Raw genomic sequence first — 9,220 nt, 5'->3', positions numbered from 1 at the left:
CCCGCACCCCGATCGCCCAGCGCGAGGAGCATCAGTGAACGCCCCCCTTCCCGACCCCGACGCCGTGGCGACCCTGCTGGACCGCGGCCGCTCACTCGCCGCCCCCGCGCTGCGCGCCGCCGTCGGACGGCTGGCGTCCCCGATGGACACCGTGGCCGCCTACCACTTCGGGTGGATCGACGAGGCCGGCCGTCCCGCCGACGGCGACGGCGGCAAGGCGGTCCGCCCGGCCCTGGCCGTGGTCTCCGCCGAGGCGGTCGGCGCTCCTCCCGAGGCGGGCGTCCCCGGCGCCGTCGCCGTGGAACTGGTCCACAACTTCTCGCTGCTCCACGACGACCTGATGGACGGCGACGAGCAGCGCCGCCACCGTGACACCGTCTGGAAGGTGCACGGTCCCGCGCAGGCGATCCTCGTGGGAGACGCGCTGTTCGCCCTCGCCTACGAGGTCCTGCTGGAGGAGGGCGGACCGCACGCCGCGGCCGCCGCCCGCCGGCTGACCGCCGCCGCCCGCAAGCTGATCGACGGTCAGGCCCAGGACATCGGCTTCGAGCACCGCGAGACCGTCGGTGTCGCCGAGTGCCTTGAGATGGCCGGCAACAAGACCGGCGCGCTCATCGCCTGCGCCGCCTCCGTCGGCGCCGTCCTCGGCGGCGCCGACGAGGAGACCGCCGACGCGCTGGAGCGGTACGGACACCACCTCGGGCTCGCCTTCCAGGCGGTCGACGACCTGCTGGGCATCTGGGGTGACTCCCGTTCCACCGGAAAGCAGACCTGGAGCGACCTGCGGCAGCGGAAGAAGTCCCTGCCGGTGGTCGCCGCGCTGGCCGCCGACAACCCCGCCGCCGAGCGCCTGACCGGACTGCTCACCGCCGACGCGAAGAAGACCCCCGAGGAGTTCGAGGACTTCGACGAGGAGGAGTTCGCGATGCGCGCCGCCCTCATCGAGGAGGCGGGCGGCCGGGAGTGGACGGCCGCCGAGGCCCGCCGCCAGCACGACACCGCCGTGGCCTCGCTGGACGGACTGACCATGCCGGCGCACACCCGCGAACAGCTCCTGGCCCTCGCCGACTTCATCGTCATCCGCGAACGCTGAAGCGGCGCACTCATCGTCCCGGGCGCGGTGGTGGGGCCGGTCGCGCGACCGGCCCCACCACCGCGCCCGGGACTTCCCCGGTGACGTCTGCCTCCGCCAGCCGTACCCGGCGCATGCCGCCCAGCGGCGGGGCGGCCGGGGCGGGTCGGGCGGCTCAGCCCTCCAGCAGTCCGGAGGCCAGCCCCTCACGGTCGGCGGAGGTGAGCCCCAGACCACCGCTGAGGTAGCGCTCGAACGAGCCCCATCCGGCGTCGATCTCGTCGAACGCGGCCAGGAGGTAGTCGGCTCGCGCGTCGAACAGCGGGGACAGCAGCTCCATCACCTCGGGTGACATACCGCCGTCCGCTCCCTCCTCCCGCCGCACCAGGTACCGCCGGTGCGGGGCGTTGGAGAGGAGGTAGTCCTCCAGCACGGCGTCCCGGTGCACCCCGGCTGCGAGCAGGGTCAACGCCACCGTCAGGCCCGCGCGGTCCTTCCCGGCGGAGCAGTGCAGGAGTGCGGGCGTGCTCCCGGTCGCGATCTGCCGCAGCACCCGGCCGTGTTCACCGGTCCGCTCGCGCACCATCTCGCGGTAGGAGGCGGCCATCCTCCCCGCCGCCTGTCCGTCGCCGAGCGCCTGACGCAGCTGGGCCAGCTCTCCACGGCGCACGATGGTCCAGAAGTCGGCGTTGTCGGCCGGGTCGGTCAGCGGGACGTTGACGTTGCGCACGCCGGGCAGAGCGACATCGTGCCCTTCCAGGGCCTGGTCCGCCGAGCTGCGGAAGTCGAAGACGGTGTGCAACCCGAGCCCGGCGAGGAACGCCTGGTCCTCGTCGGTGGCGTGCGCCAGATGCCCGCTGCGGTACAGCCGCCCGGGTCGCACGCGGGACCCGCCACCGGCGGGCAGCCCCGCCACGTCGCGGAAGTTCCGTACCCCGGTCAGTACCGGCTCGGCCGACTGCTGCTGTGTCACGCGGGGCCTCCGTGGGCGTCGGGCCGCCACCCGGCGCGGCGGCGCGTGCCGCACCGACCCTACGGCATGGCCCCCACCGCGTGGCCCCGGCGCAGAACCCCCGCCCGCGCGGGCCCGACCACCCCGGAGCGCCCGGCCGCGTCGGCGGGGTGGCGGTCCACGGGGCGGCTGGCGAGCATGGGCGCCATGGACGCCGAACTCTTTCCCCGTGAGCCCACCGTGATCGCCCCCGGTGCCGTCCATCTGCCCGGTCACCTGGACGACGCCCGGCAGCGCCGGCTGCTGGCCGCCTGCCGTGACTGGTCACGCGGGCCCGCCGGGCTGCGCACCGTGCGGACACCGGGCGGTGGGGTGATGTCCGTGCGGCAGGTCTGCCTGGGCTGGCACTGGTTCCCCTACGGCTACGCGCGCACCGTCGTCGACGGCGACGGCGCGCCCGTGAAGCCGTTCCCCGGCTGGCTGGGGGAGTGGGCGCGCCAGGCGGTAGCCGCCGCCGCGGCCCCGCGCGACGGCGGTGGCGCGGACGCCGGGATCGGCCCGGTACCGGACGCCGCGGCCTTCGACGTGGCACTCGTCAACTTCTACCCCGACGGCGCCCGGATGGGGATGCACCGGGACAGCGACGAACGGTCACCGGCCCCGGTGGTCTCCTTCAGCCTCGGTGACGCCTGCGTCTTCCGGTTCGGCACCACCGCCGGACGCTCCCGGCCGTGGACCGACACCGAACTGCGCAGCGGGGACAGCTTCGTCTTCGGCGGCCCGGCCCGGCTGGCGTACCACGGCGTGCCGCGTACCGCGCCCGGTACCGGGCCACCCGGACTGGAGCTGAGCGGCCGGGTGAACGTCACGGTGCGTGTCTCCGGTCTGGCGGGGTGACGGACCGCCACCTCCCCCCGCCACCGCAGGTGGCGGCGCTATACGCCCCCGTCGCCCGGCGCCGTCCACCGATCGCCACACGTTCACCCGTTAGGAGGTGGCGAGGGGTGGCGAATGCCGAAACCCGACCCCTTCCGCCCGTACTCGGCGGTTAGCGTTGCGACGCACTCAGCTCACTCTTCGCAACGGAACCATTCCGCTCGGATCACCTCCGCGGGATCCGAGACCGCATCCGGGGACGGAAGATGTCCGAACCGCACAGCCACGGGGCCGCCAACGGGGGCGTCGACACCGCCCCGGCGCCCTCCGGCCGACGCGCCCGCACGGCCGCCCGCAACGGTCACCGCCCGCACCGATCGGAGTCCCGCGGCTCAGACGCCCGCGACGCGCCCGGCTGCACCGAGGCGCGACGGCTGATGAGCCTCGCCGTGTGGCCGCCGATCCTGGTCGGCGCCGTCGCCTCCTGCGTCATCGGCTACCTGCTGGGCACCGGCCCCGCCGGCGCACCGGGCGCGGCGGCCGGGATCCCCTGGGCCGTGCTGGGCGGCGCGCTGCTGCTGACCGGCGTCGTGGTCTCCCTCGCCGCGTACCTGGCCGGCGCGGAGTCCCGCGCCCGCGCCGCCCGTGTCGCGGCCGTCCGGCGGCTCAACGCCCGCGGGCGGGCCGACCTCCAGGCCATGGCGCGCCGCATCGAACAGGGCGACCGCGTCCGCCCTCCCGCACCCCGCGCCCCGGTGCCGACCGGCGACGACGCGCTGGAACTGCTCGGCGAGGAACTGGCCGTCGCTCAGCACGCGGCGGAGACCGCCATGGCCGAATCGGCAGCCTCGGTGCGCGGAAGCGTCAGCGGCAGCGACGAGAAGGTCGAGGTGTTCGTCAACCTCGCCCGGCGGCTGCAGTCCCTCGTCCACCGCGAGATCGAGCACCTCGACGAGCTGGAGAACCAGGTCGAGGACCCGGACCTCCTCAAGGGCCTCTTTCACGTCGACCACCTCGCCACCCGCATCCGGCGGCACGCCGAGAACCTCGCGGTACTGGGCGGCGCCGTCTCACGCCGCCAGTGGAGCCGCCCGGTCGGCATGACCGAGGTGCTGCGCTCCTCCATCGCCGAGGTGCAGCACTACTCGCGGGTCAAGCTGGTCCCGCCGATCGAGGGACGGCTGCGCGGGCACGCCGTCGCCGACGTGATCCACCTGCTGGCCGAACTGGTGGAGAACGCCACGGTGTTCTCCGCGCCGCAGACCCAGGTGGTGCTGCGCGCCCAGTACGTGACCTCCGGGCTGGCGGTCGAGGTGGAGGACCGCGGACTGGGCATGACCGCGGAGGAGCAGGACCGGATGAACGCCCTGCTCTCGGGGGCCGAACGCGTCGATGTCGGCGCACTCCTCCAGGACGGCCGCATCGGTCTCTTCGTGGTCTCCTCCCTCGCCCAGCGGCACAACATCGTCGTCCAGTTGCAGAGCAACATCTACGGCGGGGTCCAGGCCGTCCTCGTCGTGCCCCACGAACTCCTGGGCGCGGAAGGGGACGACGGGCCCGAGGGCCGGAGCCAGCCGGCGTCCGCCGCCACGGGCGGCCCGCCACCGCCGGTGAACCACGCCGGTCCACCGCCCGCCGTCAACTACGCGGGACCGCCGCCGCCGGTACGCCGTGCCGCGCCGTCCGCGCCGGTCGACCACGCCGGGCCGCCTCCCCCGGCCGACGACGCGCGACCCCAGGTTCCGGGGCAACAGGAGCACTCCCACGCCGAGCACCCCCGAGCCGAGCACCCCCGAGCCGAGCACCCCCACGCCGAGCCCGCCCGCACGGAGACCCCGCGCACCGAGCTGCCCCGCCGTCGCTCGCGCGCGACCGGACGCCACGCCGCTCCGCCGGCCGGCCCCGGGGGAGCGGCGGCGGCCCCTCCGCCACCCGCCTACGGCCATCCGGCCCCCGCGAGCCCGCTGCCGATGCCGGCCACCGGCGGGCCGCGCGCCACCGGACACGCCGCGGCCACCGACGGCAAGCCCGTGTTGCCGCGTCGCGAGAAGCAGCAGCATCTGGTGCCCGAACTTCGCACCGATCCACCCGCGTACGGCGTGGACGAGGACGTCGTCGTCCACGACCCCGGCCTGATGGCCGCCTTCCGGCGCGGAGCGAGCCTCGCGGAGCCCGATTCGTGAGGGCGCCGCCGGTACGCCCCCCACCGGTCCCGGCGGCGGCCGGACGAGGCCACCCGCCGTCCGTTCCCGACCACCCGGCTACCAGCCCCCACGAGGAGATGAAGGAGACAGTGGCGACGATGGTGACCGAACGCCCACTCGGCCAGCCCGCGGACCTTTCCTGGCTGCTGACGGGTCTGCTCCAGCGGGTCCCGCACACCGACAGCGCCGTCCTGCTCTCCAGTGACGGCCTGGTCAAGGCATCCGACGGACTGGACAGCGACGCCGCGGACCACCTGGCCGCACTCGCCTCCGGCCTGTACTCGCTCGCCCGCAGCGCCGGCATCCGCTTCGGCGACGGGGGCGAGGTGCGCCAGGTCGTCGTCGAGCTGGACACCACCCTGCTGTTCGTCGCCACCGCCGGACAGGGCGCCTGCCTCGCCGTGCTGGCCGGCCGGGAGGCCGACGCCGCCGTGCTCGGCTACGAGATGGCGATGCTGGTCAAGGGCGCCCGCCAGGCGCTGATGACGCCGGCGCGCCAGTCGGCCGGGCAGTAGCCGGATGACACGAAACCGGCAGGAGCCGGTCCTGCTCGACGACGACGCGGGCCGGCTCGTCCGCCCCTACACGGTCTGCGGCGGCCGCACCAGGCCGACCTCCGACTTCGACCTGCTCACCCTGGTCCGCGCCACCGGCCGCGGCACCCACGGCTATCTCGGCCCCGACCACAGCCAGGTCCTCGGCCTGTGCCGGGACGCCACCTCGGTCGCCGAGATCGCCGCCCATGTGCGGCTGCCCGCGACCGTCACCAAGGTGCTCCTCTCCGACCTGGTGGATTGCGGGGCGATCAGCGCCTCCGCCCCGCCCGACCCCGACCTCGACCCAGACCGACACCTGCTGGAGGCGGTCCTGCATGGACTCCGCACGCGGCTCTGAGACCCGCCGCCGACCGTTCCCGACCCCGTTGAAGATCCTGGTCGCCGGCGGCTTCGGCGCCGGCAAGACCACACTGGTCGGCGCGGTCAGTGAGATCGAGCCGCTCTCCACGGAGGAACTGCTCACCCAGGTCAGCGCCGGCACCGACAGCCTGGAGGGAGTGGAGGAGAAACACACCACCACCGTCGCCATGGACTTCGGCCGGATCACCATCAGCGAGCGCCACGTCCTCTACCTCTTCGGCACCCCCGGCCAGGAACGCTTCTGGTTCATGTGGGACGAGCTGTGCGCCGGCGCGCTGGGCGCCGTGGTGCTCGCCGACACACGGCGGCTGGCCGACTGCTTCCCCGCGGTGGACTTCTTCGAACGCCGCGACCTCGGCTTCGTCGTGGCCATCAACGAGTTCGACCAGGCGCACCGGTACACGGCGGACGAGATCCGCAACGCGCTGGACCTGCGTTCCGACGTCCCCGTCATCCCCTGCGACGCCCGGCTGGCGGCCTCCGGCACGGCCGTCCTCGTCACCCTCGTCAAGCACCTGATCGAAACAAGGAGTGACCATGCGGAGACGGTACGACCCGACGAGCCATCTGCTGCTCACCCCTGAGGACCCAGACGCCGCGGCGCGGGTCCGCCGGCTCGCGGAACTCGGCATAGGCACCGAGGCGCTGCCCGAACTGGACGCCTTCGCCCGGAGGCTGGCAGCCGTCACCGAGGCGCCCTACGCCATGGTCAACTTCATCGACGAGAACCGGCAGTTCTTCGCCGGGCTGCACACCCCGGTCGACGACGGTCCGCCCCGGGGCCCGGCGTCGGCCCCCCGGCGCGGACCGGGCCGGGTGATGGCCCGCGACTACGGCTACTGCCCGCACGTGGTCGTCCGCCGCAAGGCGCTGGTGCTGGAGGACGTCCGCGACTACCCGCGCTTCGCCGGGAACCCCCTCGTGGACGAGATCGGCATTCGCTCCTATCTGGGAGCGCCCCTGCTGGAGTGCTCCGGAGAGGCACTGGGCACGGTCTGCGTGGTCGACACCCGGCCGCGGGCCTGGGGACGGGAAGGGCTGGAGACGATCAAGGCGACGGCCGCCGAGCTGACCGGGCTGATCACCGGGCGGCGCCCCGTGGAGTGACGGCCCGTCGCGCACCTCGCGGGCCGGCCCCGACCGCCCCGCTCAGGTGGCCGGGTCGCTCACGTGGCCGGGGGCGGGGAGACGGACGGTCGTCCGTGTCCCCGCCCCCGGCGCCGTGTGGCCGAGACCCCTCAGGCCTCCTCGCCGCCGAACCGCTCCCGGTAGGCGGCCAGATCGTCCTCGGTGATCTTGGCGAACAGCACCGGCGGCACCGTGAACGCCGTCCCCGCCGGAACCGTGTCCAGCGCGCGGGCCCGCTCGCCGTCCACCCAGGTCGCGGTGTCGCCCTCCAGCGCGAAGGCGTCACGCATGGCGCGCGCGGAGGCCGGGATGAACGGCTCCGAGACGACCGAGTAGAGGTGGATCAGGTTCATCGCGGTGCGCAGCGTCAGCGCGGCGGCGTCCTGGTCCGTCTTGATCTCCAGCCAGGGCGCCTTCTCCTCCAGGTAGGAGTTGCCCGCGCTCCACAGCGCCCGCAGCGCCTGCGCCGCCTTGCGGAAGCGCAGCGCCTCCATGTGCTCCTCGTACTCGGCCAGCAGCCCCGCGATCTCCTCGCCCAGCTTCGCCTCGGCGTCACCCGCCGCCGCGCCGGCCGGCACCTCGTCACCGAACCGCTTCCGGGAGAAGGACAGCACGCGGTTGACGAAGTTGCCGAGAGTGTCGGCGAGGTCCTTGTTGACCGTCGCGGAGAACAGCTCCCAGGTGAAGGAGGTGTCGTCCGACTCGGGGGCCTGCGCCATCAGGAAGTAGCGCCAGTAGTCGGCGGGCAGCAGCTCCAGCGCGGCGTCGGTGAAGATGCCGTGGTTCTGGGAGGTGGAGAACTTGCCGCCGTAGTACGTCAGCCAGTTGAACGCCTTGACGAAGTCGACCCGCTTCCACGGCTCCCGGGTGCCCAGCAGGGTGGCGGGGAACATCACGGTGTGGAACGGGACGTTGTCCTTGGCCATGAACTCGGTGTACCGGACGTCGGCCGCGGCCTCGCCGTACCACCAGGACTCCCAGTCCCGGCCGCCACCGGCCGCCGAGTCCGCCCACTCCTTGGTGGCGGCGATGTACTCGATGGGGGCGTCGAACCAGACGTAGAAGACCTTGCCCTCGGCCGCCAGCTCCGGCCAGGTGTCGGCCGGCACCGGCACGCCCCAGTCCAGGTCACGGGTGATGGCACGATCCTGCAGGCCCTCGGTCAGCCACTTCCGGGCGATGGAGGACGCCAGCGTGGGCCACTCCCCGCCGACCTCGTCGATCCACGCCTCGACCTCGTCGGAGAGCGCCGACTGCAGCAGGAACAGATGGGTGGTCTCGCGGACCTCCAGCTCGCTGCTGCCGCTGACCGCCGAGCGGGGCTCGATCAGGTCGGTCGGGTCCAGCACCCGCGTGCAGTTCTCGCACTGGTCGCCGCGGGCCTTGTCGTAACCGCAGTGCGGGCAGGTGCCGACGATGTAGCGGTCGGGCAGGAACCGGCCGTCGGCCAGGGAGTACACCTGGCGGACGGTGCGCTCCTCGATGAACCCGTTGGCGTGCAGCGACCGGGCGATCCGCTGGGTGATCTCCGCGTTCTGCTCGGAGGAGGACCGGCCGAAGTGGTCGAACCGCAGACCGAAGCCCTCGTAGATCGCCTTCTGGACCTCGTGCTGACCGGCGCAGAAGTCCGCGACGGGTAGCCCCGCCGCCTTCGCGGCCAGTTCGGCGGGGGTGCCGTGCTCGTCGGTGGCGCAGATGTACAGCGTCTCGTGGCCACGCTGCCGCAGGTAGCGTGCGTACACGTCCGCCGGGAGCATCGAGCCGACCATGTTCCCCAGGTGCTTGATCCCGTTGATGTACGGCAGCGCACTGGTGATGAGGTGTCGGGCCATCCTCGGATGCTCCAAAGGTTGAGTACGGCGGCCGGCCGCGCGTCACGCGGCCGGGCGGGGTGGATCACCGCCGCGCGGCCGAAAGCGGCGCGCGGCGCAGGGCCCCCGGATCGGAAACCGACCCGGTGCCGCCCACATCCTAACGAGCCCCGGCGGTCGCCATCCGTCCCTTTCCGGGTGCTGGGCACCCCGCCACCGATGCGGCACGATGACCGACCATGCGACACCCACGGCACAGC

9 protein-coding genes are annotated in these 9,220 nt (G+C 73.6%); 7 read left to right on the top strand and 2 right to left on the bottom strand.

What is annotated here, in order from left to right:
- Nucleotides 1–34: 34 nt before the first annotated feature.
- Nucleotides 35–1,093, top strand: a complete 1,059-nt coding sequence (locus E0D90_RS19790) for a polyprenyl synthetase family protein (protein ID WP_130799475.1) — start codon at nucleotides 35–37, stop codon at nucleotides 1,091–1,093.
- Nucleotides 1,094–1,247: 154 nt separating this feature from the next.
- Here the strand turns inward: E0D90_RS19790 and E0D90_RS19785 are convergent, their stop codons facing one another.
- Nucleotides 1,248–2,045, bottom strand: a complete 798-nt coding sequence (locus tag E0D90_RS19785) for a tyrosine-protein phosphatase (protein WP_170215008.1) — start codon at nucleotides 2,043–2,045, stop codon at nucleotides 1,248–1,250.
- A 186-nt stretch (nucleotides 2,046–2,231) separates the two neighbouring features.
- Here E0D90_RS19785 and E0D90_RS19780 point away from each other — a divergent pair, with 186 nt between their 5' ends.
- The 6 genes from E0D90_RS19780 to E0D90_RS19755 all read left to right on the top strand — a co-directional run bounded on the left by E0D90_RS19780 (nucleotide 2,232) and on the right by E0D90_RS19755 (nucleotide 7,128).
- On the top strand, nucleotides 2,232–2,921 hold the full coding sequence (locus E0D90_RS19780) for an alpha-ketoglutarate-dependent dioxygenase AlkB (protein ID WP_130799473.1): 690 nt from the start codon (nucleotides 2,232–2,234) through the stop codon (nucleotides 2,919–2,921).
- Between the two features lie 245 nt (nucleotides 2,922–3,166).
- The gene (locus tag E0D90_RS28365) at nucleotides 3,167–5,083 is read left to right on the top strand and encodes an ATP-binding protein (protein ID WP_265415964.1); all 1,917 of its coding nucleotides are present in this window, start codon (nucleotides 3,167–3,169) and stop codon (nucleotides 5,081–5,083) included.
- A 119-nt stretch (nucleotides 5,084–5,202) separates the two neighbouring features.
- Nucleotides 5,203–5,619: a roadblock/LC7 domain-containing protein gene (locus tag E0D90_RS19770; RefSeq protein ID WP_103501259.1), complete on the top strand. Its 417-nt coding sequence runs from the start codon at nucleotides 5,203–5,205 to the stop codon at nucleotides 5,617–5,619.
- A gap of 4 nt (nucleotides 5,620–5,623) precedes the next feature.
- Nucleotides 5,624–5,998, top strand: a complete 375-nt coding sequence (locus tag E0D90_RS19765) for a DUF742 domain-containing protein (protein WP_130799472.1) — start codon at nucleotides 5,624–5,626, stop codon at nucleotides 5,996–5,998.
- Entirely contained in the window at nucleotides 5,976–6,605 is a 630-nt protein-coding gene (locus E0D90_RS19760; RefSeq protein WP_103501257.1) for a GTP-binding protein, read from the top strand. Before E0D90_RS19765 ends, E0D90_RS19760 begins: the two co-directional genes overlap by 23 nt.
- Nucleotides 6,559–7,128 (top strand): GAF domain-containing protein, encoded by a 570-nt coding sequence (locus tag E0D90_RS19755; RefSeq protein ID WP_103501256.1) that lies wholly within the window; start codon nucleotides 6,559–6,561, stop codon nucleotides 7,126–7,128. Before E0D90_RS19760 ends, E0D90_RS19755 begins: the two co-directional genes overlap by 47 nt.
- A 131-nt stretch (nucleotides 7,129–7,259) precedes the next feature.
- On the opposite strand, the gene metG is transcribed toward E0D90_RS19755, so the two are convergent.
- Nucleotides 7,260–8,981 carry a methionine--tRNA ligase gene (gene metG, locus E0D90_RS19750; protein WP_130799471.1) on the bottom strand — a complete coding sequence of 574 codons (1,722 nt, stop codon included), beginning with the start codon at nucleotides 8,979–8,981 and terminating at the stop codon, nucleotides 7,260–7,262.
- Between the last annotated feature and the right edge of the window lie 239 nt (nucleotides 8,982–9,220).

The organism is Streptomyces otsuchiensis, from assembly GCF_004305975.1.
GTDB classification, from domain to species: Bacteria; Actinomycetota; Actinomycetes; order Streptomycetales; family Streptomycetaceae; genus Streptomyces; species Streptomyces otsuchiensis.
The sequence above is the reverse complement of the archived record's forward strand: the minus strand, read 5'-3'. Positions and strand labels throughout refer to the sequence as shown.

Excerpts from the sequence above, each read along its gene's own strand:
- E0D90_RS19780 (WP_130799473.1), top strand. The coding sequence starts at position 2,232 with ATGGACGCCGAACTCTTTCCCCGTGAGCCCACCGTGATCGCCCCCGGT.
- E0D90_RS28365 (WP_265415964.1), top strand. The coding sequence starts at position 3,167 with ATGTCCGAACCGCACAGCCACGGGGCCGCCAACGGGGGCGTCGACACC.
- E0D90_RS19770 (WP_103501259.1), top strand. The coding sequence starts at position 5,203 with ATGGTGACCGAACGCCCACTCGGCCAGCCCGCGGACCTTTCCTGGCTG.
- E0D90_RS19765 (WP_130799472.1), top strand. The coding sequence starts at position 5,624 with ATGACACGAAACCGGCAGGAGCCGGTCCTGCTCGACGACGACGCGGGC.
- E0D90_RS19760 (WP_103501257.1), top strand. The coding sequence starts at position 5,976 with ATGGACTCCGCACGCGGCTCTGAGACCCGCCGCCGACCGTTCCCGACC.
- E0D90_RS19755 (WP_103501256.1), top strand. The coding sequence starts at position 6,559 with ATGCGGAGACGGTACGACCCGACGAGCCATCTGCTGCTCACCCCTGAG.
- metG (WP_130799471.1), bottom strand. The coding sequence starts at position 8,981 with ATGGCCCGACACCTCATCACCAGTGCGCTGCCGTACATCAACGGGATC.